The organism is Lysinibacillus irui, from assembly GCF_028877475.1.
Lineage (GTDB): Bacteria > Bacillota > Bacilli > Bacillales_A > Planococcaceae > Lysinibacillus > Lysinibacillus irui.
The window spans coordinates 4,327,451-4,353,625 of the sequence record NZ_CP113527.1; the positions used below are offsets into that span (position 1 = coordinate 4,327,451).

The window sequence follows — 26,175 nt, forward strand, 5'->3', positions numbered from 1 at the left end:
CAACTTTTTCAAAAACTTTTCCAATTAATTTATTTTTGCTAGAAAAGCTTCTAGAATTCACTGTATCCATGGCGTTAATGTATACTTAACAATAATATAAAATTTAGGAGAACATTATGCGTATTAATAAATATTTAAGTGAAACAGGAATCATATCACGTCGTGGTGCTGATAAATGGATAGCTGATGGAAAAGTAACGATTAATGGAGAACTCGCAACAGTTGGTAGTCAAGTTGAGGATGGGGATATAGTTTGTGTTGATGGAAAAGAGGTAAAGAAGGAACAACAGCTTGTCTATATTGCTCTCAATAAACCTGTCGGCATTACAAGTACAACAGAGCGCCATATAAAAGGCAATGTCGTTGACTTTGTCAACCATCCTTTGCGTATATTCCATATTGGACGTTTGGATAAGGAATCAGAGGGATTATTGTTATTAACCAATGATGGGGATATCGTTAATAAAATTCTACGTGCTGAAAACCATCATGAAAAAGAGTATATTGTTCAGGTGGATAAGCCTATAACAGAGCAATTTATCAAAAAAATGGGAGCGGGTGTCGATATTTTAGATACCACTACATTACCTTGCCAAGTTGAAAAGATTTCGGACAAAGTTTTTAAAATTATTTTAGAGCAAGGCTTAAATCGTCAAATTCGCCGAATGTGTTCTGCACTCGGTTATTCTGTTAAACGTCTACAGCGTATTCGTATTATGAATATCAAGCTTGGCAATTTAAAAGTCGGTCAATGGCGTGATTTGACAGATAAGGAACGAGCAGAGCTTTTCAGACTACTCAACTACACACCAAAATAAAATATTTAAGGGAGGACGGGGACTATGTTAGCTATTCAAAGTACAGAGCAACTCACAGGGGTACGAATTAGTGCCGATTATTGGGATTTAGACGAATTAATCAACGCTATTTATAAGGTAACTGGGGACGAAAACAAATACTATGATTATCAGGGTCCTCGACTACGTATTTTAAGCGTTTGCTACAAACTAAGACATGCTATGCTCGGTGAACATCACCTCGAGTTTGTCGGTAATGGACTTAATAAGAATGTCCTTACCCAACATGAACTGATCTTCCCAAATAAAAATGTTTATTTTGCCACAGAAATTCTTTGGCCAGAAATAATCTTTTGTACCATTGCATTAAATGATTTTATTGATTTACACCAAAAATTAAACAAAGCGGCTATGTGGAATAATGAGATGGCTATTATCCGCAAGTTTCAAGCAGCTATTGCTAATTGTTTAGAACAAGAAGTTAATGAGGAAGATTATATGGTTTTTTTAAGAATGCTTCATACTAAAAATCCGTTAACCTTTCGCTTTGCTACACAGTATGTGGATGTTCTGAATCTAGAATATATCCAATTAAGTAAAGAGGAACGTAAAGCACATTTAGCTGCATTTGCTGTACGCTTGCTGGTAGAGGACCATGAATATGTTGCTTTAAAAGCCCATCTAATGGAAGCAGCGATTGCGACTAAAAAAGCGTTACATGATATTCAAATTCAGCTCAATTATCCTGAAGAGATATTATGGTAAAAAATGATGCCGTCTCATAAGCAATGAGACGGCTATTTTTCTACATGATTTTTTTGTATGCCATTTTACGAATAACTTCCTCATGCTGAGGATAATCCGCTAAAAGCTCCTCTTGTGTAAATAATTCAAAATCCTCAAAATCAAAACCAGGTGCTACCATACATCCAACTAAACTAAACGTATCAGATTCCTCAACTGATGAGCCAAAAATTGTATTTTTCGGCACTGCAATTTGTGGTACTTCTCCAGCTCCTACGTTCAAGCCTAGCTTCTTCGCCTCATATGTACCATCTGGAAAGATCATATGTACTGTTAGTGGGCTTCCTGCGTGATAATACCATAGTTCGTCTGATTGCAATCGATGTAAGTGTGATATATCTTGCGATCGTAATAAGAAATAAATACTAGTGTAAATTGGTCTCTGAACATCTCTCACTGCTATATTATCTGAAGCACGAAATGATGATACATAGTAACCTCCTTCTGGATGTTCGGCTAAATTTAATTGTTTAATAAAATATTGTGCTGAATACTTCAAAAAGCATCTCTCCTTTTTTCCACCTTACCAAAAAATAAAGTAAACATGCTACTTTTGATTATTTAATAACAAGGAAAACCAAAAGGGCATCTCATTTCTGAGACACCCTTCTAATTTTATAAGCCACCTAAATAAGCCGCTTTTACTTGCTCGCTCTCCTGAAGCTCTTTTGCCGAACCAGATAAAACAATACGTCCCGTTTCAAGTACATAAGCACGGTTAGCGACAGATAAGGCCATATTCGCATTTTGCTCTACAAGGAGTACAGTTGTACCCTCTTTATTGACTTGCTCAATAATATTAAAGATGTTTTTAACCATCAATGGTGCAAGTCCCATGGAAGGTTCATCCATTAATAGTAGCTTTGGCTTCGCCATTAAAGCACGCCCCATTGCGAGCATTTGCTGTTCCCCACCCGACAATGTACCTGATTGCTGCTTGCGGCGCTCTAATAGCCGTGGAAATAACTCGAAAACATGATCCATATCTTTTTTAATACCTGCTTTATCATTTCTTAGATATGCACCAAGCTCTAAATTTTCCTCCACTGACATATTGGCAAAAACACGACGACCTTCAGGAACGTGAGAAATCCCCGACTTCACAATGGTTTGAGCAGCTTTCCCGGCAATAGAAAAGCCTTCATATTCAATAATGCCACCTTTGGGCTTCAATAAACCTGACAATGTCTTTAACAACGTACTTTTTCCAGCACCATTTGCACCGATTAACGTTACAATTTCACCCTCGTTTACTTCTAAAGAGAGGCCCTTTAATGCTTGAATGTTGCCATAAAAAACATCTATATTTTGTACTTTTAGCATTAGCCGATAACCTCCTCACCAAGGTACGCTTCAATTACCTTTGGATTGTTGCGGATTTCTTCTGGTGTCCCATCAGCGATTAATTGTCCATGATCGAGTACATATATGCGTTCACAAATACCCATAACTAGGCTCATATCATGCTCAATAAGCAAAATTGTTAAGCCAAACTCTTTACGAATAAAAGCAATTAACTCCATTAAATCATGTGTTTCCTGTGGGTTCATACCTGCTGCTGGCTCATCTAATAAAAGGAGCTTTGGCTTTGCTGCCAATGCACGAGCAATTTCTAAACGACGCTGCATCCCGTATGGTAAATTTTTTGCTAGTTCATCTTTATAGACGTCTAATCCAAAGATTTTTAAGAACTCTATGGATTGAAGCTCCATTTCTGCCTCACCTTTGAAGTGGTTGGGCAAACGAAAAATTGAAGACCACATTGAATGCTTAGCAAGCGAATGGTTGGCTACCTTAACATTGTCTAAAACAGATAGCTCTTTAAAGAGACGAATATTTTGGAATGTACGACTAATCCCCTTTTGTGTAACTTGGAATGGTGCAAGTCCATTTAATTTCTTACCATCAAAAGTAATAGTGCCTTCTGTCGGTGTATAGACTCCCGTCAACATATTAAAGCTAGTTGTTTTCCCTGCACCGTTAGGTCCAATAAGCCCTACCAATTCGCCTTGATTAAGGTACATGTTAACTCCCTGTACCGCCTTTAAACCACCGAATTGAATACCCATGTTTTCAACATTGATAAGAAGGTTTCCAGTCATTATTTCGTACCTCCTTTTTTACCAAACTTAAATAAATCAGTAATTTCTTTTGTTCCCATTAAGCCTGTTGGACGATAAAGCATTACGATAATTAAAACTAAACTATAAATGATCATACGAGTCTCTGGGAAGTTTGCTAGATACGTAGATACTACTGTTAGGAAAATCGCAGCAATCACTGATCCTGAAAGACTACCTAACCCACCCAGTACAACATAAATTAAAATATCAAAAGACTTTAAGAAGCCGAAAGTCGTCGGCTGAATAATATAAAAGTTATGGGCGAAGATAGCTCCAGCTAGACCGGCAAAGAAAGAGCCAATCGCAAATGCAACAACCTTATAATAAGTTGTATTAATACCCATAGCATCTGCTGCAATCTCGTCTTCACGAATGGAAATACATGCACGACCATGTCGAGAATTTGTAAAGTTTGAGATAACTAGGATGGTTAACACTACACCAAAGAATGCATACGTCCAGTTAGATAAATATTTAACCTGCATCCCTGCTGCACCACCAACATAATCCGTATTTAAGAAGATAATACGAATAATCTCTGCAAAACCTAGTGTGGCAATCGCTAAATAATCACCTTTTAAGCGAAGAGTTGGAATACCTACAATAAGACCTGCAATGGCTGCTGCAACTGCCCCTAATAAGATAGCCAGTGGGAATGGCAACATTAACTTTGTTGTTATGATAGCTGATACATATGCTCCCACAGCAAGGAACCCAGCGTGCCCAATCGAGAATTGTCCAGTAACCCCAATAACAATATGCAAGCTGACAGCCAACATGATGTTAATACACATAGTAATCAACATATTTTTATAGTACATATCAATTACTTCAGTCGTAATTAACAATTGTACAACGGCATAGATGACTAGCGCTATTACGGCATAGCCCCAGAAAACTTTAGACTTTTTCATAAAACCGCTCACCTACACTTTCTCACGGGCGTTTTTACCAAAGATACCCGATGGTCTGAAGATTAAGATTAAAATTAAAATAACGAATGCTGCAGCATCACGCCATAACGAGAAGCCTAAAGCACTTACTAATGACTCTACAACACCTAGTAACATACCACCGACCATAGCTCCAGGAATGATACCAATTCCACCAAGAACAGCTGCGATAAATGCCTTAACTCCTGGTATTACCCCCATTAACGGGTCAATTTTTGTATAATAAACACCGAAGATAACACCTGCTGCACCAGCTAAAGCAGAACCAATAGCAAATGTTGCAGAGATTGTATTATCAACGTTAATGCCCATTAAACGAGCTGCATCCGCATCATGGGAAACGGCACGCATGGCTTTCCCAATTTTTGTTTTATGTACGATGAATTGTAAAAGAATCATCAGTACAATTGCGACTGATAAAATTAAGATGGATGTACTGCTAATTTGTACCCCGAAAATATCAAATGATTTATTCTTAAAAACTTCAGGATAGGCTGCCGGTTGAGCACCTCTGAAGAAAATCGTTGTATACTCAATTAACAACGACACACCAATCGCTGTAATTAGCGCTGCGATACGTGTTGCATTTCGTAGACGTTTATAGGCAATACGTTCAATTAAAACACCAAAAATTGCACAAATGGCCATGGCCAATAATAATGCCGGGAAGAAGCCAAGCTCCCATTTAGCAATTGCGTAAAAGCCAATAAATGACCCGATCATGAAGACATCACCATGAGCAAAGTTAATCAGCTTAATAATCCCGTATACCATCGTATACCCTAACGCTATTAACGCGTAGATACTTCCAAGTGAAATACCATTCACAAGCTGCTGTATCCATTCCATGCGTATTCACTCCTTTGAATTATCTGAAAATTGAAAAATCAGTACATACATCTATACTAAAATATGATTTACTCTACCATTCTAGTTATCTAAAACATAAAAAAGGGAAGGCGTGTTTACCCGCCTCCCCTTGCTTACAAAACATTAAGGATTAACTTTAGAGTTGAACACTTGTTTACCGTCTTTAAATTCAAGAACTGTTGCTGTTTTAATTGGGTTATGATTTTCGTCAACTGAGAATGTACCTGTTACTAAAGAAAGATCTTTTGTTGCAGCTAATTCATTTTTAATTGCTTCCCCATCCGTAGAACCTGCACGTTTAATCGCATCCGCAATGTAGTAAATTGAGTCATATCCAAGTGCGTTGAATGCGTCAGGCGCTTTGTCTCCATTTGCAGCTTTAAATGCCTTTACGAAATCTTGAATTTTTTGATCTGGGTCTTCAGCAGAATAGTGGTTTGTGATGTATGTGTTATTCAATGCATCAGCGCCAGCTAGTTCTATTAAAGTTGGAGAATCCCAACCATCAGCACCCATTAGAGGTACATCAATACCCATCTCACGTGCTTGTTTTACGATTAATCCAACTTCTTCATAATATCCAGGGATGAAGATAAAGTCTGGATTTGCAGCTTTAATATTTGTTAATTGTGTACGGAAGTCTGTATCCTTCGCTACATATGCTTCTTCTTTTACAACTTTTCCGCCACTCTTAGTAATCGTTTCTTTAAAGGATTTTGCTAAACCTTTTGCATAATCTGATGCGTTATCTGCGAAGATAGCTACGTTTTTCGCATCTAGCTCACCAGAAGCGAAGTTAGCTGCCACAATCCCTTGGAATGGGTCAATAAAGCAAGTACGGAATGCATATTCATTAACACTACCATCTTCGTTCACTGTAATATTTGGAGCCGTACCTGAACCAGTAACAATCGGAATTTTATTATCATTAGCAATTTGAACCGTTGCTACTGTATTCCCCGATGTTGCAGGTGCAAGCATTGCTACTACTTTATCTTGTGTTGCTAGTTTAATAGCGGCCGCAGTTGCCTCAGAGTTTTCAGATTTATTATCTACTTTAATCAGTTCAATTTTCTTACCATCAATACCGCCAGCATCATTAATTTCTTTTACAGCAAGTTCTGCGCCTAGACCAATTGAAGAACCATAAGATGCTACATTCCCTGAAAGTTCTAAGTTTGCTCCGATTTTAATTGTATCGCCGTCAGATGAACCTCCACCTGATGAAGAACTTCCACCAGAACTTGAATCGTCTCCGTTACCGCAACCCGCAAGAACACCAGCAAGTAATGAAGATGCTACTAAAAGTGAACCGAACTTCTTAAGCTTTTTGCTCTCTTTCATAATTAAATTCCCCCTGAAAGTTTCTCAAATATTAGATATTTCAGATAATTATAAACAATTACATTCATTTGCTCAATAGCAAAAATAATTATTTATAACTACCTTAAACAAATGAAAAATATTATTCATATAAGCCTTTTACATTGTAAAACATTCTTTATATTTAGTCTAGAGTGATTTTTCAGTATAATTAGTTATTTGTGAATTATCTTTTAATTAGGTTTTTAATCTAGTGCTAAACTCTTAGATAGAATCACTTTTTCACAATAAAGTTTAGCTAATTATAATGTCTCCTATTACTACTACTACTACTACGATTATTTCCCTGAAAATAATCGCGCGAATAATCATGAAACTCTCATTCACGTCACTTAAAACTGTGTAATATTTGAAAATAGTAAAAAGCTTAGAACGGGTTTCTCCAAGGCTCTAAGCTTTTTTTAATACGAATACACAAAGACGTTCATTAATATTTGTTTCATTTTCTAAATTGACTTCATGAAGTAATTCAAATGGCGTTCCCTGATGTAAAAACTGTAAATAATCATATGGTGGATAATATAAAATTATATGAATATCTCGCATTTGCTGCTCATAGGATTTCCAAATATTATGAATGACTGTGCGAAAAATATGAATCGAAAAAGGATTAAAAAAGAAAAATACATTATCGCGTGGCTTTATTTCATAAGCCTCAGCTATCGTATGAATAAATGTAATAGGTGCATGTGCTCGTACCTTTTGGAGATAATTACGTTTATTATCTTCAGCTTCTGCATAAAACCCTGCATCCATTTCTACCCCAATTGTTGGAATATGAAATTTATGGTACACATAAATAGGAACACGCCCTTTTCCACACCCCATATCAATAAATACAGGATGATCAGGCATCTCATATGCTGCAAATAATTGTTCCAATCCTTTGTAGGGTGTAGGCTCATAACGATGGTAGTGTGCAAGCTTAGGAAAACCATATTGTTCTCCAACCGTGTTAATATGCAAAAGTTTATCAAACTGCTGTTCATTCATATGAAAGACTCCTCTGAAAAGAATGCTTTATTTTAGCACGATAAAAAGCAAAAACCATACCCAAAAGTTTTGGATATGGTTACTTTTTTACTGACCCCTACGCTTGAATCGAACAACAAAGAGGAGTGCTAGGAGAAGAATCACTAGGCAAGCAACTGCTGTAAATACTGTTTGTTTATCGATAACAGGTGCTCGATAGGATGTTTCAATAGCCGCATTCGGCATAGGCATACCTATCAGATTTCCATTTTCATCCGGACGTTGCATTTGTTCCCCATTCTGTCCTTCTCTTGGACCATTGCCCTCCTTGTTAAACGGTGGGCCCTGTGATGGATCAAAATCCTCTGGGAGCTGACTCGCATCAAAATCACCTGGCATAGAATTTATTTCACCATTTTCATTTGGAGTGCGTATCCCCCTATTCTGAGAGGCTGTAGAGGCTTCTACGACAAGTTCACCCGACAGTTGCTTTAAAATAGATTGAGAGCGCTGTTTAGCAAATTCAGGTAAGCTATTTTCACCTTCAACCGCTTCTAAAAACTGCTCTGTGGTAGAAAATTTAGTTGGATCTGCTTCAACATAAGTAGTTAATAAAACTGCTAACTTTTTAGTAATCGATTGCACATAGTCTTCAGTTAAATATGTTGTGGCAAACTCTTCTAAATAACTTTCATATTTATTACGATATTCCTCTTGTGCAAGCAAGGCATTCAACAGTGGTCGCTCCTCTAACGTTGTGCCAGAAACGGGGGTCGTTACACTAAAATTTATAGCACTCTCGGTTAATAAGTTGCTCGACATCCCCATTCCCATGTTAAAGCCACCGCCCTGCCGTTGCTTATTTCCATTAAAATCCTGATCAAGTGATTCATTGTTTTGCTCTAACGGTCTTTGCATCATAGTAGAATCGTCGGCTGTATTTTTACTATTTCCTCTGTCTCCTCCAACACCAAAGCCACCAAAGGACATATTATAATCCCAAGGAATCATAGAAAAAACTCCATTCTGTTCGTACAAATAGTAGTTATGTTTCATATTTCCTTGATAACTATCTAAATTTACAAGCGCCGTATTGACGGCAAAATAGCGTAACATTTCATCGACATCAATATATTTTTCTATGTCCCCGTTATTATTTATAGCATCTAGCATTTCAATAAACTTTGACTGATCTATATTGCCTTCATTAGTTTTCAATCCAATGCCCGTATAGTCTGCTATATTATCACTTATATATTTCAGATCACTGCCTACCCCATCTGGCTTAAATAAAAAGCCATCATTAGAGCCATAATTTTTAGCTAAGAATGTCTCATCCACTGCTTCTACTCCTAAAAACAAACCTCGATCCTTACCATTTACTGTAACATACATATAAGAATGTGCTGGCGTTGGTATACCCATTTGCTCCATCAATTCATAAGATATATATTCTCTCATCAGTGTAGCGTCACTATAATTATTATTTAAATTTAATTTTTTCAGTCCATATAAACTTTGAGTATCATCATAATAATCAAAATCAATTTTTAAACTATAACGATCAGAGTCACTGTTGACAACCGATCGTAATGATAAATTTCCTTTTGTTCGAATAGCAACATTCTCAATTTTTTTGCCGTTTACTGTAATATCCGCCTGTTTTAACTCCTCAGCAGCTGCATTTTCGAGCATGTCATCCCACTCTTCCTCATTTATCTCGATATCAACTGTCGTTACTTTATTGTTATTAAATACTAGATTCTCATAGGAAAACTCAGAATTTTTCGATTTAATTCCTACATTTGGAAGAACAGCATATATAACGACAAAGAGAAGGAGTAATATTGCCATGAACAGGTAGACTATTCGTGTTTTAATCATAGCTTGCACCTCTCTTTGTAATCCTTTGTATTAATGAGGTCATTACGCTGTGAAATTTCCATCGTAGCTAAGCATGATGGCAGATTTTACACCAGTCACTTTTGTCAGTTCATCCATCAATTGAGCATCATTTTGTTTGACACGAATTTCATATGTTGTTTCAATTTCTTCATTTTGCATTATTGATTTTGACTTAAGGGCGAATTTTTTTGTTTGTGTGGCAATAATTCTCTCCACCTCAGCATTTGCTCGCTCTTCTTCATACTTAACAATCAATAAATAAGGGTTTTCTACTGTAATTTTGTTAACGAATACTAGTAGTACAAGCCCAATTAATACAGCACCTATAATGACTAATGGGATAAAACCTGCACCACATAAAATACCTGAAACAATTGCCCAGAAAATATAAACTAAATCCATTGGATCCTTAATAGGTGTACGGAATCGTACAATGGATAAAGCACCAACCATCCCAAGTGATAACAGAACATTTGAGCTGATTCCCATTATGACAAGTGCTGTTGCCATCGTCATAATTAACAATGATATATTAAACGAATGGGAGTAAATGACACCATTAAAGGTTTTCTTATATACAGCGTAAATGAAAAGTCCGATAAAAAACGCTACTACTAAACCAATAATGGAATCGATTAATGAAAAAGAAGTTGTTTTTTCTAAAAAGTTGGATTTAAATATATCACTAAATTTAATTGTATCCATGTTTATTCTCCTTTGTATTAGCCATACATCCGACTAAGTTGATATTTTGAATAGGCCTCAGCATGTGTATCCACAGACTGTAGCAAATACTTAATGATATCCGGGAAATATTCATCGTATTTTACCTCTAAAATGACAAGATTCGACTCGAGTACATCTACCATAGGCAAGTTTTGATTAAACATATCTGTATTACGCAGACTTGATTGCACCTTACTATCAAAAGTAACTCGCACATTACCGTATGGATAGATATAGGCCTCTCGTTCATAATCCACCACCGTTGTAGGTTTTAATTGGCTATAATACATCTCTTGATATAAGTCTTGAATTAATCCTCGATTGTCTTTTTCCATCCATGATAAATCTCCAACCCGTATTTTTTCATATTCTGTTTGAGATATTGCACATTTAGTTTTAAACGTTAAATTATTTCGTTTACTCTTTCTTTCCAAATTAATAACGGTACTAGATCTTCCATATATGCGTACCCGATATTTATCTCGATTGATATAACCCTCCTTCTTCTCATTCAGCACTTTATTCGCGAAATTATCGAAATACGTACTACGAATTAAATATTTTCCGTCCATACCTGCATGCTTGTCTAACTGCATTACATGCTGAAGCTTCGTTTTTAACAATGTATAATCCGGATAGGAAATGGCTTGTTTAATTTCCTTACGCCCATTTGGATTAAATGAAGTTACTCTAGGCATTTCACACTCACTCTCCCTACTTAATTTCATTGACCATTGAAATATGGCGGTATGACGATCCCAAACTACGTCTTCTCTGTTTGTCGTCTACACTTTTTACTATAAAGAGCATTTGTGTCAGACAGATGTCAGCTTTACACTTTCTTCAACTATTTTTACAATAAAAAAACTACTCCGCTTTTATAGCGAAGTAGCTGTTTGTAGCACTAACTCAAAGGACGTTCCTGAGGCATTACTTTCAATTAATATCAAGTCACCTCCACTGGATTGTGCCATCATTTTACTAAGAGGTAACCCTAAACCCAAACCACGAATAGTATATTTTTTATTCTCTCCTCTATAAAAACGCTCAAAAATAAAAGCCTGATCCTCTAGAGGAATTCCGTGACCTGTATCCTTCACAATAATCGATAGTTTATCCCCTCGCTCCTTTAGTATGAGCGTGATCGTTCCTTTATCCATTGCCTGCTTAGCATTAGTTAATAGGTTTGTCATGATTTGTTGAATACGGACAATGTCTACCTGTACATACACTGCTTGTTCAATCAAATGTAAATTTACTTTTACACTGTCTTCATCCTGTAAAACTTCCCATTGCGCCACGGCATCTCGCAACAGCTGATTAACATCCACGGACTGAATTTTAACTGGAATTGCGTCCACAGCAAAATGGTTAAAGGCAAGTAAGTCACCGACCATTGTTTTCATTTTTGTTGTTTCAACCATAGCCATTTCAATAAAATCCATGGCATCCAATCCTGTTACAACACCATCTTTTACAGCTTGTAGTAAGCCACTTATGGAGGTAACAGGTGTTTTCAATTCATGGGTAACGCCCGCTAATAACTCCGTTCGAGTTTTCTCTAGCTGCTCTAATTTGTTTGCCATATTTTCAAAAGATGTAACAAGCTCATAGACCTCTTTTTCCTTACTATCTTGAGGCAAATCAACAGTATAATTACCTTCCTGTATATGCTTGGCTGCCTCTGCTACTTGTTTAATTGGACGAGCTAAACGTTTTGATAAGAAGTAAATAGCAATCCAACCCAATAAGGCTAATGCTCCAATTAATAAAGCAAGCTGACCATATGCTTGGTTAACTCTTGTTAGATTGTCCTTCTTCTCCTTCACAAGTACCCAGCCCAATAACTGATTATTACCTTCTATCTTTCTTTTCACCACATATTCAGGCTCTAGCCCCCCTGTTATTTCCTTCGTACCTTCTTCATCGTCCAACAAGCCCGCTACATTTTTAGCACTACCAGGTGGTACGGGTCGGTTACTTGTAAGGATATTGCCTTCTGTATCAACGACATATAAAATAGGATCTATTTCTCTCATATTAAAACGCTCTCGATCCCCAATAAAACCTGGTATACCATTAATTGGACCATTATTTGGGTTTGTTGTATCCGTTAAACGATAGACCGTCTCGTCTGCTAAAAATTCCATTAATTCTAATCGATTTTCAAATGTTGTATGGCGAATCCACGCTGCCGAGATGAGAAAAATGATAGCCAATCCTATAAAAAGTGTAAGTAAATAACGGCTTGTCCAATAATGAAGTAAGGATATACGCTTATTTTTTTTGAACACTTAACTGATACCCCAATCCACGTAGCGTTTTTATTTCTCCTTCTTTCACATCCCAATCTTTTAAAGCCCTTCGTAGCCTTTTTATTGCTAAATCTACCGCACGATCACTACCTTCATACTCCCAACCCCAAATTTGATCTATTAGCTGCTCACGGGTAAATGTTTGATTAGGATGATCAACTAAAAACATAAGCACCGATAAATCTCTTGGCGTTAATATAATTTCTTCGCCTCCCAGAAATACTCTATGTGCTTTCCTATCAATTTGGAGCGATCCATAACGTTTTATTGTGGATGAATCTAGGCTTCCTTCGGCACGTCTTAAAACAGCCTTTACTCTTGCAACAACCTCATCCGCTATAAAGGGCTTGGCAATATAATCGTCTGCTCCATGATTAAATCCTTCTAAGCGGTAATTAACCTCTCCTAATGCTGTCAGCATAATAATAGGACACGTACTTAACTCCCTAATCTCCTGTAAAATAGCCCAACCATTTTTTTCTGGTAACATAATATCTAACAACACTAAGTCTGGCTTTGTCTTAAGAAACATATCCAAGGCTTCCCCACCATTAAAACATTGTGACACCCCATACCCTACTTTTTGTAAATATACCTTTAAAACCTGACTTATTGCATATTCATCCTCTACTACTAGTATGTTTACCATCGTCATTCACCTCGCTACTAGCTAGCTTTTGGCTTTATTATAGCATCGGATTATGTCAGTTAAATGTCAGCCTTCCTCTGCTTATAACCCCGTAAGAGAATATCTAGGGGGCATCTATTGACAATGTCTTCCTACGCCAATTATCATTGATTGCGAATGATAATCATTGATAATTCATTCATAGACCTACAAAAATAAAATAAGGGGGGTAATAGCATGATTATTGTGACTAATCGTATTCAAGTAAAGCCAGGCTTTGCTGCAAGAATGGCACCAAACTTCACAAAGCCGGGACCACTTCAACAATTTGAAGGCTTCCATAAAGTAGAGGTATTAATTTCAACCGATGATCCTACTTATGATGAAATGAGTGTAAATATGTATTGGGAATCTAAGGAGCATTTCCAAGCATGGCGTAATAGCGATGCATTTGCTGCAGCCCATCATCGTCCAAATTCGGGTTCTGAGGGAGATAAAGCTGATAGCCCAATTATCGGTAGCAAAATCGTAGTTGCAGAATTAGCAACTTCTATTGAAGCTTTACGTTCATAAACAACAACTAAAATACTTATCTTCTGATTCTATCTAAAAAGCCCTGCACGCTGATCTACCATGCAGGGTCTTTTTTCTATTTAATTAGACCACTTTCCAGACCCGTATCAAGTCAAAAATATGACTAGTATATAGCCCAGTATGGATAGACAGACAGAGCCAACTAAACCAGCGATAAATGCCTTTACACCAAGCTCCTTAAATGTTTTAATCTCGACATTTAATCCAAGACCAGCCATCGCCATAGCAATTAAAATATAAGCAATATTTACAAATGCTTGCGCCACATTCGCTGGTATTATCCCTAATGAATTGATAGCGCTCATCGCTAAAAACCCTAAAATAAACCATGGAATAATAGACAATGTAAATCCCTTTTTCTCTTCGCTTTTATCCATTTTTCGATAGAAAATACCAATAATAATGGCTACTGGTACTAGCAGTGCAACACGTGTTAATTTCACAATGACAGCTATATCAATTGCTTCATTCCCGCCAGCTGAAGCTGCTGCAATAACGTGGGCGATTTCATGTAATGTACCACCTGCGAAAATTCCATACTCCGTCGGTGTTAAGTCAAGAATAGAGTAGAGTACTGTATAAATAAGTGTAAATACAGTTCCTAATAGGGCCACAATTGCTGCCCCTACTGCCGTTTCCTTTTGATTTGCTTTAATTTGTGGTGCGATTGCCACTACAGCAGCTGCTCCACAAATTGCTGTCCCACAGGCAGTTAATATTCCTAGCTTCTGATCAACTTTGAGCATTTTTGTTAATCCGTAGACAACCATTAACGCAAACAACAAATTAATAACTGCAATCAAGAAAACGCTCGCACCTGCATGATAGATATCCGCTAAATTTAAGCGCATGCCCAATAATATGATTCCCAACCTTAAGAGTTTTTTGCTAGAGAATGCAATCCCCACTTGCCAGGTATCCTGTACTTTAAATGCTGCTCGCCAAGCCATTCCTACTATAATGGCAATAACCAACTGTCCCAAAATAGAGAAGAAAGGGAATGTAGCAATATATTTCGCTACTAAAGCAATAAGGAGCGTTAACAATATTCCCTTCAAGAAATTTGGAGTAAGGGTGGATTTTTCTTTATTCTGTCTTATAACCATGTTGTTCACTTCTTTCTCCCTTGTTGATTATTACTTTATTAAAAAGCACACTATTAGTAAAATACATATATATAATCGTTATTATTAATATTTCTAATAATAGAGGTGGAGCTATGCAATTCGACGCTTTAAAAACTTTCGTCACACTAGTTGAGGTGAATAACTTTACGAAAACCTCTGAATTACTTCATATTTCTCAACCAAGTGTTAGTCTACACATTAAAAATCTAGAGCAGGAATTACAGACAACCTTATTTATTCGTTCACCTAAGTCTGTACAAATTACACCAACTGGTGAAATTCTTTATAAAAGAGCTAAACAAATCATGGCTATTGCGGAAGCAGCGAGAGAAGACATAGCAGCCTACCATCAAGAAGTCCAAGGTACACTAGTAATAGGGGCGAGTTTTACGATTGGAGAATATATATTGCCTCCCATCATAGCAGGCTTGCAGCAGCAGTTCCCTCAGCTTGAGCTTCAAGTTATTATTGGCAATACAAAAGAAATCATTCAATATACAAAATTATTGCAAGTTGATATTGGTCTCATAGAAGGGCAGGCTCATGATAATGAACTATTGATTAAACCATTTATGAAGGATGAGCTATTTATTGTCAGTGCCAGCAATCATCCTCTCACAAGGGAACAACCTATTACTGCTGACAAACTTCAACAGCAAAGTTGGGTTGCACGTGAAGAAGGGTCTGGAACACGCTATTATTTAGATCATTTATTCAGAGCAAATGGTCTACAGATTCATTCCCTTTTGACTATTAGCAGTAATCAAGGGGTCAAGGAGAGCGTTATCCAAGGACTTGGACTTTCCCTGCTGTCTGCCTGTGTGATTGAACGTGAATTAAAAAATGGCGATATGACCATTTTGCCACTTGAAGGACAGCATTTTATGCGGACATTTTCTTATCTTTGCTCACCAACCGTGAAAAATAAACGCAATGTCGACATTCTCATTGATGTATTAAAAAAGAAAGCTTAGCAACTTTTCTAGTCGCTAAGCTTTCCTGATTGTCCTTCTCGTATTCAAACTTTTTGATTCAATGATTTCGACAAATTTTGTCGCGGCTCTAGAAAGAGGTACTGTTTTCAAATAACACATACCAATACTTCTTGCCGGGATACTTTCCTTTAAGGTTAATTCGTAGAGGTGACCTCGTTGAAGATAATCCTTTGAAAACTCCTTTGTTACACACGCAATGCCGAGGTTACTACGGGCAAACTCTAGCACTAGATCGTGGGAGCCTAGCTCAAACTCTGGTTCAATATAGATCCCTCTTGCAAGGAGATAATCTTCTACATATTTTCGTGAATTTGATTTTTTCTCAAGGAAAATAAGTGGGAATTTCAACAGATCCTCATAGCGTAAACTTTTAGATGATAGTGTTTTATACTTCTCCCCGCAGACAAAGATATCTTGAATATCTGTGCATACTGTTAACTGTAAAGTAGAATCTTCTATTGGAAAATTACAAAATCCTATATCTACCTCACCTGATTTAATAAAATTACAAATCTCAGAGGTTGTACCATTTAGCATCTGTAATTTAATATTCGGATACATAGTATGAAACGCTTCTAAATAAGGCATTAAAAAGAAGCGTGAAATGGTATCTCCTACCCCAATCTTTAATTGCCCTGTCGTTAAATTTTTAAATTCCAGTAACTTCTCTTCTCCAGCATCTAGAAGTCCTAAAGCTGAATTTGTATATTCGAAAAGTAGGCTGCCCTCTGTGGTCAAAGTCACACCTTTCGGGGTCCGATTAAAAAGACGTGTACCGAGCTCTTTCTCCAATTGCATCATAGCCTGACTAACAGCTGGCTGTGTCATGTATAAATCCTTAGCAGCCCTCGAAAAGCTATTATTTTTTGCTACAACACTAAAAACGCGATATAAATCTAATTTCCCTATCATATAAGCACCCCTTATAGCTATTATATGAACTATTAATTTTACTTATATCATTAATGAAGAGTATAGTAAAATCATATGGATTTTATTTCATTTGACGTTAGAGAGAATGAGGAGAGATTAAATTGGAACGTGTAATCGGTACAGTTGTAAGAGGTCTTCGTGGTCCTATTATTAACGAGGGCGATAATATTGAACAAATCGTTGTAGATACAGTGTTAAATGCTGCAAAAATTGAAGGATATGCAATCGAGGATCGTGATATTGTCACAGTAACTGAGTCTGTCGTGGCACGTGCACAAGGTAACTATGCAACGATTGACGATATCGCAGTAGATGTAGCGGCAAAGTTCGGTGATGATACGGTAGGTGTTATTTTCCCAATTTTAAGTCGCAACCGCTTTGCAAACTGTTTACGTGGAATCGCAAAAGGTGTAAAAAAAGTTGTATTAATGCTTAGCTACCCATCCGATGAAGTTGGTAATCACCTTGTAGATATTGATGAGCTTGATGTAAAAGGTATTAACCCATGGACGGATACACTAAATGAGGTTGAGTTCCGCGAGCATTTTGGCTATAAAAAACATACATTTACTGGTGTAGATTATATTGAATACTATAAAGAGTTAATTGAAGCGGAAGGGGCTTCCTGTGAGGTCATCTTCTCTAATAATCCAAAAACAATTTTAAATTATACAAAGAGTATTTTAACATGTGACATTCATACACGTTTCCGCACAAAACGTATTTTAACAGCGAATGGTGCAGAAAAAGTTTACAGCCTTGATAACATTTTAGCTGAATCTATTAACGGTTCTGGCTTCAATGCGGAGTATGGCCTTCTTGGCTCGAATAAAGCAACTGAGGATAGTGTGAAATTATTCCCACACACTTGCCAACCAATTGTTGACGGAATCCAAGCAAAAATTAAAGAAGCTACTGGCAAAACTGTAGAGGTCATGATTTACGGTGATGGCGCATTTAAAGATCCAGTAGGCAAAATTTGGGAGCTTGCAGATCCTGTTGTTTCGCCAGCGTTCACAGCGGGATTACATGGTACACCGAACGAAGTAAAATTAAAATACTTAGCAGACAATGATTTTGCGGACCTTCGAGGTGAGGAATTAAAAGCTGCTATTTCGGAATATATTCAGAATAAAGATGAGGATTTAACTGGTCAAATGGCTGCACAAGGAACAACACCTCGTCGCTTAACTGACCTAATCGGTTCCCTATCTGATCTTACATCTGGTTCAGGTGATAAAGGAACACCTATGATATACATTCAAGGCTACTTTGATAATTACACTAAATAAACAAAAATGAACTCTCGTCCTAATGAAGAGAGTTCATTTTTATTTATGATGAGGATGACAGGAATCGAACCTGTAATCTCTTTGAAAAGGGATATGCTATCCTTGCACACTTCCTCATAGTTTATAATTTTTGAAAGATTATTATAGTATTACATTTTTCTCAGTCCTTTTTATTGTATAATTCGTCACCTTAATTTCATTAGCTCCATTTTATTTTAAGCCATTAGGTATGATTTCTTCTTGTAGCCAATGCTCACTTGTTTGAACATGCTGTGGTCTCACAAATTTCCCCAAATTATATCGAAAATCATCATAATGGAATGCGTCAATATTTCTAATGACATATCCCTCTTGTTCACCATCAAATATTGATTTACCAGTAAATGTACGTTTTATCTTTTCTTCATCAAAAATACCCCGATATAAAACAGGAACCGTTTCAATACCTAATTCAGCCGCATATGCTACTGTTTCGTCCCAACTTAAACATATATTTTTTTCATTCCAAATACTAAATAAATAAAAATAACTTGTTAGTGCTTTATAATAAATGGAATGCTTCGCATACACATTTTCCCCGCATAATCGCCAATCATTCGGTATATGATAAGCAAAACTCGCATGAAATGTTTTTACCCAATGTCTAGAGGGATGATTAGCGGAATGGATGCTTCTAGCATGCATATAGTCTTTATATAGTGTTGTACCTTCCCCGTCTAACTTTTCAGTTACAACAACCTCTTTCCCAACAAAATGATTTACATTTTTAGCAACCTTATCATCATGTGTGTAGCCTCTGCTCCATGGCAAATGAAAGCTTCTTGGATATTTCATTAACTTCGTCATATTTTCACTCCCTTTCCCTATTGTTTATTTGGCAAATTGATCTGCCTCACGGAAAAAATAAAGCCTTGTTAATAAATCACCATCTAATAAGTGATAAATTTGGCTTCCTCCTCGATCGCCCCCATACTGGATTAACATATGAAATTGCACTAAATGAACAACCTTTAACACAAAGTCCTTTTCAAAGCCTAACTCTAATAGAAAATGGCACACCAGTTGAGCAGATACGTTTTCATGTCCAAAATAGCCATAGCGTTGTTGTAATGGTTTATATTTTTTGCAAAATGGTTTACCGACATCATGAAACAATGCAGCTATTTGTAGAGCTAGTTTATCGCTTTCTAAATAATACTCATTGATATACGCATACACAAAATACGTATGCTGACATAATAAAAATTGATGGAATGAGTTTTCTTGATCGAATTGATAAATTTCTTTAAAAAGTGGAACTGATCGAAGTGTTTGAAAAAGTTCTTCATAAGTGGGCTGGCTTTGTAAGAGTGAAATAAATTGTTGTTGAGAAATATCATAAGGACCTGATTCATGTACAATATGCACTTCATCAAAACCTTCTCCTACTGTCGGGAATTCTAAATACTTTCTCATTTTCTCCATTACCATTAATGGGACATGCCGTTTCCGTTGCTGGTTTCTTTCTACACAGGTTACATAAGGTGTATCAAAATAATAACACTCCTTTTTAAAGGTACTTGGTAACTTTCGTAATGCAAATATCCTGCGCTCCCGTTCAATATTGGTTGCATCCACAATGACAGAAAACCCTTTTGCCACTAAGTTATTAAGACGCTCATATAATGTACGAAAGACCACACGCGATTTCTGCTTAGTTGCGTCACCAAACAATTCATCCCGTATAGCGTCACTAGATAGGATAACCGCATTTTCTCTTTTCGCTAGCTCTTTTACAAATGTACTTTTTCCACTACCAGGCAACCCCACTGTAAAGATCACCTTCATTATTTTCACCTCCCTTCAAGTTTTTATATCGTGTAATGTGGCGTCATCTTTAGTATATCGCCTATCATTTCTAATAAAAATTTATGGTCATCAGTCATAATATGATGCAATTTTACATATAAAAAAGACTGCTCCACCTTTTTTAGAGCAGTCTATGTATATCAATAACTTATTAGCTTATACATTTATTATAGCATAAATTTACAAAAATTACTAGACTATACTTCCTTCAGGAGTAGAGGTATGATAAATTTCCTACTTCAATCACCCTATCGAATAATTGCATTGAGGCTCTTTTGCTTTTTCCTAGGGTCTTTGGACAACCTATAAAAGAGAATCACAATTACCTTCATCTTACCATTTATATAGGTGAGGGTTATTGTCAAGGTAAGCAAATAACTACGGAGAGGAATGTGAGTAAACGTTGGAAAATCAAAAAGAATGGCTAGAAGAAAAGCTTTATCTTGAGGATTCTTTAAACCTCATTCATCACAAAATAAAAGAAATACAGCTAAAAGAGAAAGGCTTCAAAGAAAATGCTGTCGCCTTAAAGAAAACGTTTTGGAATGACGTCAGGGTTAATTTAGATACGGCTGAGGATGTCGATGAAACTTTTTTTGCCATTAAGCAACAGGTAGAGCTTTTATCTGACTCAGAGCTTGCACAACAACGTGCGATTCGAAATGTGAAGGTCTATGAACGTTTACAACAATCACCCTATTTTGCTCGTATTGACTTTTTACAAAATGGGGAAAAAGATCCCTTAAAAATTTATATAGGTGTTGCTACATTATTGGATGAACAGGATGAAAATATAATCATATATGACTGGCGAGCGCCTATCTCAAGTATGTATTATGATTACACACCTGGCGATGCATCCTACGAAACATTAGGTGAAGAAATTCATGGAGAAATGTTATTAAAAAGACAATTTATTATTAAAAATGGCCAACTACAATCGATGTTTAATACAGGCCTTACAATTGGCGATGATTTATTGCTAGATATTCTTGCCCAAAATGCAAACGAGCATATTCGTAGTATCGTTGCAACGATTCAAGCTGAACAAAATAAAATTATTCGACATGTAAACTCCCGATACCTCATCGTCGAAGGTGTTGCTGGTAGTGGTAAAACTGCGGTGGCCTTACAGAGGGTCGCCTATCTATTGTATCGTTATCGCAATGAAATGACTGCCGATCAAATATTACTAATAACGCCTAATCAACTTTTCAATCAATATGTCCATACGGTCTTACCCGATTTAGGTGAAGACAATATGCAACAATTAACTTTTATAGAGTATGTGGAAAAACGATTAGGTCGTCAATTCCAATTGGAATACCCTTATGAGCAACTAGAAGATCTTTTAACAGAAAAGGATGACGCTCATTATGAAACTAAATTAAGTATTATTTCATATAAAGCGAGCCTTGATTTCAAAGATTTAATGGATCACTATGTAAGCTATTTATCGAATAAGGGCTTATTATTTAAAAATATTGTATTTCGTGGGGAACGTATTATTACTGCACAGGAAATTTCGGAATACTTCTATTCCTTCCCTTCCTCTATATCGATACCGGATCGCCTACAATTCGTGAAAGAGTGGTTATTACAGCAACTAACGAAATTTGAAAGAGCTGAGCGTACAAAGGAATGGGTAGAAGAAGCAACTGAACTTTTAGATAAAGAAGACTACTCTAAGTCTTACAGTGAGCTTTTATATGAGGGAAGCTATACAGAAAACTCCTTCGATGATTTTGATCAAGAACGCCAAAAATTAGCGAGACAAATTGTTAAAAAACACTTTAAACCGTTACGTAATTCTGTTACCAAGTTAAAGTTTGTTCATATTTTAGGTATATATCGCCAACTCTTTGATCAAAATAGCCCTTTTTACAAAGCTTTACAGCATCTTATGCCCGATCATTGGGAAGATATTTGCCAACACACACATACTAATTTAACAAAACGCCTTATTGCCTATGAGGACGCCGCTCCATTTTTATATTTACAGGACAAAATTGAAGGGCAACAGACAAATACGATGATCCGTCATGTTTTAATTGATGAAGCACAGGACTATTCACCATTCCAACTCACAGTATTACAGCAACTATTTCCAAAAGCTCGAATGACCATCTTAGGGGATGGACACCAAACGATTCACCCTCATACCTTTGAGAATCCTTCACTACTTGACCCTGAATTATATGGTGGGCAGGCCGAAAAAATGATTTTAACCAAAAGCTATCGTTCGACAAAGCAAATCATTTCACTCACTTCCAATATTTTAAATGATGGTAGTGAAGTAGAGGCTTTTAACCGCAATGGTCCTGAACCTTCAATTACCATTGTGCCAAATGAATTAGAGTTAGTTGATCGAATTATCCAGAACATCAATAATCTTTCTACCAAATTTGAAACAATTGCAGTCATTTGTAAAACTACAGCTGAATGCTCTGCTGTATACGAACAATTAAGAAACCAAATAGATATTCAACTCATTACTCACAGCACTAAGCAATTTAAAAAGGGTATTTTATTACTTCCAGCGTATATGGCGAAAGGAATTGAGTTTGACGCTGTCATTATCTATAATGCGTCTGCCGCTAATTATTCAAGAGAAAGTGAACGGTACTATTTCTATACAGCCTGTACGAGAGCTATGCATGAGTTGTTCATCTATTCCATTAATAAAGTAACTTCTTTCCTTCAATAACAGGTTACAGGAGATTCTGCATTTTACAGACTCTCCTGTTTATTTTATATATAGAACGTATAGTCTTCTGGAATGACACGTTTTAAAAATTTCTTTGTGCGCTCCTCTTTTGGGCTTACGAATATATTATGGGGACTACCCTCTTCAACAACAACGCCTCCATCCATGAAAATCACGCGATTGGCGACATCTTTGGCAAAGCCCATTTCATGTGTGACCACAAGCATTGTAGTACCCTCAGCCGCAATATTTTTCATGACTTGCAATACTTCTCCTACTAATTCGGGATCAAGTGCAGATGTTGGCTCATCAAATAAAATAATATCAGGATTCAATGCTACTGCTCGTGCAATGCCTACACGCTGTTGCTGACCGCCAGATAACTGACTAGGATAGGCGTTGTATTTTTCAGATAAGCCTACTTTGTCTAGTGCCTTTTTGCCAATTTCCACAGCCTGAGCCTTCGGGATCTTACGTCCAACGATTAACCCTTCGGTAACATTTTCTAATGCCGTTTTATTTGTGAACAGATTATAATTTTGGAAGACAAATGCGACGCGCTGACGAATTGCATGTACGTCTTTTTTCTTTACATGTTGAAAATCAACTTCGATATCTCCAAATGTCGCATAGCCTTGATCTGCCTTTTCTAAAAAATTGATGCAGCGTAATAATGTTGTTTTCCCTGAGCCACTAGGACCTAAAATAACAACAACATCCCCTTTATCAATAGCTAAATCAACACCTTTTAAAATTTCATTGCCACCAAATGACTTATGAATATTTTTAATTTCTAACATAATTATTCACCCCTTAGGCATGTGCCGCTTTGTATTTGCTTAAATACTTTTCATAGCGCTTAAACAAGTATTCGACTGTACTACATAAAATTAAGTACACGATAAAGATATCCAAATAGGCTTCTACGTAATTATAGCCAACGTTTGCTGCCACTTTTGCCTTCAATGTAATTTCAGGAAGGGACATTGCGTAGCCTAGGGAGGTAGCCTTAATAAGATTAACGGTAGCTGTGCAAATATTCGGCAATGCAACTACTAAAGCTTGCGGAATGATGATTCGAGTATATGCTTGGAATGTTGTTAAACCTACTGAATGCGCTGCCTCTAATTGCCCTTTTTCAATTGTACTTAATGCAGAACGAAATACCTCTATTAAAATTGCCGTTGAACTGAACGCGAAAACAATAAATGCATACCAAATTGGATTGATTTTATAAATATCATATTCTATATGATACTTTTCAAAAATAACTTTTAACATTAACGGGATACTACTATATATAATAAAGATTTGTATAATGATCGGCGTCCCTCGTACGAAAGAAACATAAATTTTCGCTAGATGGTGGATAACTGGAATTTTATTAATCCTCGTAAGTGCCAGTAAAAAACCAAGTGGTAGAGCTATCAACAAAGCAACAACTGTCACAAGGAGAGCGATAGGAACACCAGATAATGCAACAAAAAATGTTTCAAGTAAAAATTGATAATTCACAGTTATGCCTCCTTACGTTGTTTCTAAGGTCTTCTTACCCTTGCCAAATACCTTTTCTAATATAGCAAATATTTTTTCTATAATAATTGATAACACCCAATAAATAATGGCTAATGCAATATAAATTTCTAATGCATGTGCATTGATATTACTTGCGATAATTAAATTTGCCTTACCGACAATATCAATTAAACCAATTGTATAAGCTAGTGCACCTTCCTGTAATAAAGCGATCATGCCATTCCCAAAGTTCGGCAGAGCAACTACAAGTGCCTGCGGGAAAATGATTCGACGGTAGGCCTGGAATGGTGTTAGCCCAACACTAACAGCTGCTTCAAACTGTCCTTTGGGAATTGCTAAATAAGCGGATCGTATTACCTCAGACATAATTGCTGCAAACTGCAGGGTGAAAGTTACGACTACGAAAATAGCCGTCTCAATTGAATGGAGATTGAGACCGACATTTTCAGCTAATGCTGGGACACCATAATAAACAAGAAATAATAAAACAATAGAGGGCGTACAACGCATAATTGTTGTATACAAGTTTGCGATTTTTTGTAACCATTTCAAGGAAGATAGTTTAGCTGCCGCTAACAATAAGCCAAACAGTGTACCTAAAATAATAGAGGACCCTGCAACTAGGAACGTAATTTTTAAAAAGGGTACTAACACAGGGATTGCGTTCCAAATATATGTTGCGTCAAAATATTTATCCATTTCCTCACCAACTTTTGTTTTTATGAATAAAGACTGCTGAGTGTCACTGACTCAACAGCCTTATAAATTCGTTATTTTTTCAACTAACGATTAACATTTTCTAATACTTCAAATAAATCACGGCCATAGAACTTAGTGCTTAATTCATTTGTTTTCTTTTGTTCCTTAATTTGTGCTATCGCTTTATCATAAGCATCAGCGAATTCTTGTTCCTTTTTATTGAACAATGGCCATGTTTTAATGACAGCAAATTCGTTATAAACAACCTCATCTTTTAAGTTATAATAAGGGCCATCTTCGGCAAGAACCTGTTGTTTAAATGGTCCCTCAATCATGACACCACCATCAACACGGCCTTCATTTACCCACTGCACAACATCAACTGTAAATGCATCGCCAGCCTCAAGCTTAACTTTATTATCAGGGTTTGCCGTATTGTATTCATCAATAATTGTATATTGAGCGTTATTAGCAGCAATCGGTGCTAACGAATAGCCCTTTTTCGCAAAATCAGCTAATGTTTTCACACCTTCATCCTCTTTACGTAAAACTAGACCTGCACTACTTAACCCTAAAAACTCCTTCGGGAAAATAAATTTCTCTGTTCGCTCTTGCGTAAAGAAGGCATTTTTCACCCCTACTTGATATTTCCCTTGCTCTACACCAATTAATAAATCATCACTCGTTGTGCCTACATATTCGAATTGATAGTCCGGCAATAATTCATCTACTAATTTCATTACTTCTACATCATAACCTGTAGGATTCCCATTATCGTCAATATAACTAATCGGCTTTGATGCTTGATCATAGGCAACCTTAACCGTACGAACCTTATCACCATCGCCTGAATCCTTTTCAGCTGATTCTCCAGAATTACAAGCTGTTAAAAGTGCTATAGAAGCCAAACCAACCGCAGCAAGTTGAAAAATTTTATTTTTCTTCATATGTCATTTCTCCTTATTCCT

General features: G+C 36.6%; 26 protein-coding genes. 6 read left to right on the forward strand and 20 right to left on the reverse strand.

Features of this window, described 5'->3' with window-relative positions; all coding sequences use genetic code 11:
* Window positions 1–116: 116 nt before the first annotated feature.
* Complete coding sequence (gene rluF / locus OU989_RS21850; protein ID WP_274794991.1) at window positions 117–818, forward strand: 23S rRNA pseudouridine(2604) synthase RluF; 702 nt, start codon at window positions 117–119, stop codon at window positions 816–818.
* Window positions 819–842: 24 nt separating this feature from the next.
* Entirely contained in the window at window positions 843–1,562 is a 720-nt protein-coding gene (locus OU989_RS21855) for a DUF6904 family protein (RefSeq protein ID WP_274794992.1), read from the forward strand.
* A 40-nt stretch (window positions 1,563–1,602) separates the two neighbouring features.
* Here the strand turns inward: OU989_RS21855 and OU989_RS21860 are convergent, their stop codons facing one another.
* From OU989_RS21860 to OU989_RS21915, 12 genes are all read right to left on the reverse strand, one after another.
* A complete protein-coding gene (locus OU989_RS21860) occupies window positions 1,603–2,100 on the reverse strand; it encodes a cupin domain-containing protein (protein ID WP_274794993.1) in 498 nt (165 codons plus the stop codon).
* A 116-nt stretch (window positions 2,101–2,216) separates the two neighbouring features.
* Window positions 2,217–2,924 carry an ABC transporter ATP-binding protein gene (locus OU989_RS21865; protein WP_048395515.1) on the reverse strand — a complete coding sequence of 236 codons (708 nt, stop codon included), beginning with the start codon at window positions 2,922–2,924 and terminating at the stop codon, window positions 2,217–2,219.
* Entirely contained in the window at window positions 2,924–3,703 is a 780-nt protein-coding gene (locus OU989_RS21870; RefSeq protein WP_274794994.1) for an ABC transporter ATP-binding protein, read from the reverse strand. Before OU989_RS21870 ends, OU989_RS21865 begins: the two co-directional genes overlap by 1 nt.
* Window positions 3,703–4,638 carry a branched-chain amino acid ABC transporter permease gene (locus tag OU989_RS21875; protein ID WP_274794995.1) on the reverse strand — a complete coding sequence of 312 codons (936 nt, stop codon included), beginning with the start codon at window positions 4,636–4,638 and terminating at the stop codon, window positions 3,703–3,705. Before OU989_RS21875 ends, OU989_RS21870 begins: the two co-directional genes overlap by 1 nt.
* A gap of 12 nt (window positions 4,639–4,650) precedes the next feature.
* On the reverse strand, window positions 4,651–5,526 hold the full coding sequence (locus OU989_RS21880; protein ID WP_274794996.1) for a branched-chain amino acid ABC transporter permease: 876 nt from the start codon (window positions 5,524–5,526) through the stop codon (window positions 4,651–4,653).
* A 144-nt stretch (window positions 5,527–5,670) separates the two neighbouring features.
* Window positions 5,671–6,891, reverse strand: coding sequence for an ABC transporter substrate-binding protein (locus OU989_RS21885; protein WP_274794997.1), 1,221 nt, complete (start codon window positions 6,889–6,891; stop codon window positions 5,671–5,673).
* Between the two features lie 429 nt (window positions 6,892–7,320).
* Window positions 7,321–7,923, reverse strand: a complete 603-nt coding sequence (locus OU989_RS21890) for a class I SAM-dependent methyltransferase (protein WP_274794998.1) — start codon at window positions 7,921–7,923, stop codon at window positions 7,321–7,323.
* A gap of 87 nt (window positions 7,924–8,010) precedes the next feature.
* The gene (locus OU989_RS21895; protein ID WP_274794999.1) at window positions 8,011–9,786 is read right to left on the reverse strand and encodes a CotH kinase family protein; all 1,776 of its coding nucleotides are present in this window, start codon (window positions 9,784–9,786) and stop codon (window positions 8,011–8,013) included.
* A 42-nt stretch (window positions 9,787–9,828) separates the two neighbouring features.
* The gene (locus OU989_RS21900; RefSeq protein WP_274795000.1) at window positions 9,829–10,512 is read right to left on the reverse strand and encodes a DUF4956 domain-containing protein; all 684 of its coding nucleotides are present in this window, start codon (window positions 10,510–10,512) and stop codon (window positions 9,829–9,831) included.
* Window positions 10,513–10,529: 17 nt separating this feature from the next.
* Complete coding sequence (locus tag OU989_RS21905; RefSeq protein WP_274795002.1) at window positions 10,530–11,231, reverse strand: polyphosphate polymerase domain-containing protein; 702 nt, start codon at window positions 11,229–11,231, stop codon at window positions 10,530–10,532.
* A 180-nt stretch (window positions 11,232–11,411) separates the two neighbouring features.
* Entirely contained in the window at window positions 11,412–12,827 is a 1,416-nt protein-coding gene (locus OU989_RS21910; RefSeq protein ID WP_274795003.1) for a sensor histidine kinase, read from the reverse strand.
* Entirely contained in the window at window positions 12,811–13,497 is a 687-nt protein-coding gene (locus tag OU989_RS21915; protein WP_274795004.1) for a response regulator transcription factor, read from the reverse strand. Before OU989_RS21915 ends, OU989_RS21910 begins: the two co-directional genes overlap by 17 nt.
* Window positions 13,498–13,713: 216 nt before the next feature.
* On the opposite strand from OU989_RS21915, the gene OU989_RS21920 reads away from it, so the two are divergent.
* On the forward strand, window positions 13,714–14,049 hold the full coding sequence (locus tag OU989_RS21920; RefSeq protein WP_274795005.1) for a heme oxygenase: 336 nt from the start codon (window positions 13,714–13,716) through the stop codon (window positions 14,047–14,049).
* A gap of 107 nt (window positions 14,050–14,156) precedes the next feature.
* Here OU989_RS21920 and OU989_RS21925 read toward each other — a convergent pair whose 3' ends face one another.
* Window positions 14,157–15,176, reverse strand: a complete 1,020-nt coding sequence (locus OU989_RS21925; RefSeq protein WP_274795006.1) for a YeiH family protein — start codon at window positions 15,174–15,176, stop codon at window positions 14,157–14,159.
* A 113-nt stretch (window positions 15,177–15,289) separates the two neighbouring features.
* Here OU989_RS21925 and OU989_RS21930 point away from each other — a divergent pair, with 113 nt between their 5' ends.
* Complete coding sequence (locus OU989_RS21930; protein WP_274795007.1) at window positions 15,290–16,171, forward strand: LysR family transcriptional regulator; 882 nt, start codon at window positions 15,290–15,292, stop codon at window positions 16,169–16,171.
* 15 nt (window positions 16,172–16,186) lie between these two features.
* On the opposite strand, the gene OU989_RS21935 is transcribed toward OU989_RS21930, so the two are convergent.
* The gene (locus tag OU989_RS21935) at window positions 16,187–17,104 is read right to left on the reverse strand and encodes a LysR family transcriptional regulator (RefSeq protein ID WP_274795008.1); all 918 of its coding nucleotides are present in this window, start codon (window positions 17,102–17,104) and stop codon (window positions 16,187–16,189) included.
* Window positions 17,105–17,226: 122 nt separating this feature from the next.
* On the opposite strand from OU989_RS21935, the gene OU989_RS21940 reads away from it, so the two are divergent.
* Entirely contained in the window at window positions 17,227–18,417 is a 1,191-nt protein-coding gene (locus OU989_RS21940; protein WP_274795009.1) for a coenzyme F420-0:L-glutamate ligase, read from the forward strand.
* Between the two features lie 210 nt (window positions 18,418–18,627).
* Here OU989_RS21940 and OU989_RS21945 read toward each other — a convergent pair whose 3' ends face one another.
* Window positions 18,628–19,263, reverse strand: a complete 636-nt coding sequence (locus OU989_RS21945) for an RNA ligase family protein (protein WP_274795010.1) — start codon at window positions 19,261–19,263, stop codon at window positions 18,628–18,630.
* Window positions 19,264–19,287: 24 nt separating this feature from the next.
* Entirely contained in the window at window positions 19,288–20,244 is a 957-nt protein-coding gene (locus tag OU989_RS21950; RefSeq protein ID WP_274795011.1) for an AAA family ATPase, read from the reverse strand.
* A 424-nt stretch (window positions 20,245–20,668) separates the two neighbouring features.
* On the opposite strand from OU989_RS21950, the gene helD reads away from it, so the two are divergent.
* Window positions 20,669–22,972, forward strand: a complete 2,304-nt coding sequence (gene helD / locus OU989_RS21955; protein WP_274795012.1) for an RNA polymerase recycling motor HelD — start codon at window positions 20,669–20,671, stop codon at window positions 22,970–22,972.
* A gap of 44 nt (window positions 22,973–23,016) precedes the next feature.
* Here helD and OU989_RS21960 read toward each other — a convergent pair whose 3' ends face one another.
* The 4 genes from OU989_RS21960 to OU989_RS21975 form a co-directional block, all read right to left on the reverse strand.
* Window positions 23,017–23,772 (reverse strand): amino acid ABC transporter ATP-binding protein, encoded by a 756-nt coding sequence (locus tag OU989_RS21960; protein WP_274795013.1) that lies wholly within the window; start codon window positions 23,770–23,772, stop codon window positions 23,017–23,019.
* 13 nt (window positions 23,773–23,785) lie between these two features.
* Entirely contained in the window at window positions 23,786–24,487 is a 702-nt protein-coding gene (locus tag OU989_RS21965) for an amino acid ABC transporter permease (RefSeq protein ID WP_274795015.1), read from the reverse strand.
* Between the two features lie 12 nt (window positions 24,488–24,499).
* The gene (locus OU989_RS21970; protein ID WP_274795016.1) at window positions 24,500–25,207 is read right to left on the reverse strand and encodes an amino acid ABC transporter permease; all 708 of its coding nucleotides are present in this window, start codon (window positions 25,205–25,207) and stop codon (window positions 24,500–24,502) included.
* An 83-nt stretch (window positions 25,208–25,290) separates the two neighbouring features.
* The gene (locus tag OU989_RS21975; protein WP_274795017.1) at window positions 25,291–26,154 is read right to left on the reverse strand and encodes a transporter substrate-binding domain-containing protein; all 864 of its coding nucleotides are present in this window, start codon (window positions 26,152–26,154) and stop codon (window positions 25,291–25,293) included.
* Between the last annotated feature and the right edge of the window lie 21 nt (window positions 26,155–26,175).

Coding starts and splice junctions, on each gene's coding strand:
- OU989_RS21960 (WP_274795013.1), bottom strand. CDS start 23,772: ATGTTAGAAATTAAAAATATTCATAAGTCATTTGGTGGCAATGAAATT.
- OU989_RS21945 (WP_274795010.1), bottom strand. CDS start 19,263: ATGACGAAGTTAATGAAATATCCAAGAAGCTTTCATTTGCCATGGAGC.
- rluF (WP_274794991.1), top strand. CDS start 117: ATGCGTATTAATAAATATTTAAGTGAAACAGGAATCATATCACGTCGT.
- OU989_RS21900 (WP_274795000.1), bottom strand. CDS start 10,512: ATGGATACAATTAAATTTAGTGATATATTTAAATCCAACTTTTTAGAA.
- OU989_RS21855 (WP_274794992.1), top strand. CDS start 843: ATGTTAGCTATTCAAAGTACAGAGCAACTCACAGGGGTACGAATTAGT.
- OU989_RS21930 (WP_274795007.1), top strand. CDS start 15,290: ATGCAATTCGACGCTTTAAAAACTTTCGTCACACTAGTTGAGGTGAAT.
- OU989_RS21935 (WP_274795008.1), bottom strand. CDS start 17,104: ATGATAGGGAAATTAGATTTATATCGCGTTTTTAGTGTTGTAGCAAAA.
- OU989_RS21920 (WP_274795005.1), top strand. CDS start 13,714: ATGATTATTGTGACTAATCGTATTCAAGTAAAGCCAGGCTTTGCTGCA.
- OU989_RS21875 (WP_274794995.1), bottom strand. CDS start 4,638: ATGAAAAAGTCTAAAGTTTTCTGGGGCTATGCCGTAATAGCGCTAGTC.
- OU989_RS21915 (WP_274795004.1), bottom strand. CDS start 13,497: ATGGTAAACATACTAGTAGTAGAGGATGAATATGCAATAAGTCAGGTT.
- OU989_RS21870 (WP_274794994.1), bottom strand. CDS start 3,703: ATGACTGGAAACCTTCTTATCAATGTTGAAAACATGGGTATTCAATTC.
- OU989_RS21880 (WP_274794996.1), bottom strand. CDS start 5,526: ATGGAATGGATACAGCAGCTTGTGAATGGTATTTCACTTGGAAGTATC.
- OU989_RS21905 (WP_274795002.1), bottom strand. CDS start 11,231: ATGCCTAGAGTAACTTCATTTAATCCAAATGGGCGTAAGGAAATTAAA.
- OU989_RS21885 (WP_274794997.1), bottom strand. CDS start 6,891: ATGAAAGAGAGCAAAAAGCTTAAGAAGTTCGGTTCACTTTTAGTAGCA.
- OU989_RS21970 (WP_274795016.1), bottom strand. CDS start 25,207: ATGGATAAATATTTTGACGCAACATATATTTGGAACGCAATCCCTGTG.
- OU989_RS21895 (WP_274794999.1), bottom strand. CDS start 9,786: ATGATTAAAACACGAATAGTCTACCTGTTCATGGCAATATTACTCCTT.
- OU989_RS21890 (WP_274794998.1), bottom strand. CDS start 7,923: ATGAATGAACAGCAGTTTGATAAACTTTTGCATATTAACACGGTTGGA.
- OU989_RS21925 (WP_274795006.1), bottom strand. CDS start 15,176: ATGGTTATAAGACAGAATAAAGAAAAATCCACCCTTACTCCAAATTTC.
- OU989_RS21975 (WP_274795017.1), bottom strand. CDS start 26,154: ATGAAGAAAAATAAAATTTTTCAACTTGCTGCGGTTGGTTTGGCTTCT.
- OU989_RS21950 (WP_274795011.1), bottom strand. CDS start 20,244: ATGAAGGTGATCTTTACAGTGGGGTTGCCTGGTAGTGGAAAAAGTACA.
- OU989_RS21865 (WP_048395515.1), bottom strand. CDS start 2,924: ATGCTAAAAGTACAAAATATAGATGTTTTTTATGGCAACATTCAAGCA.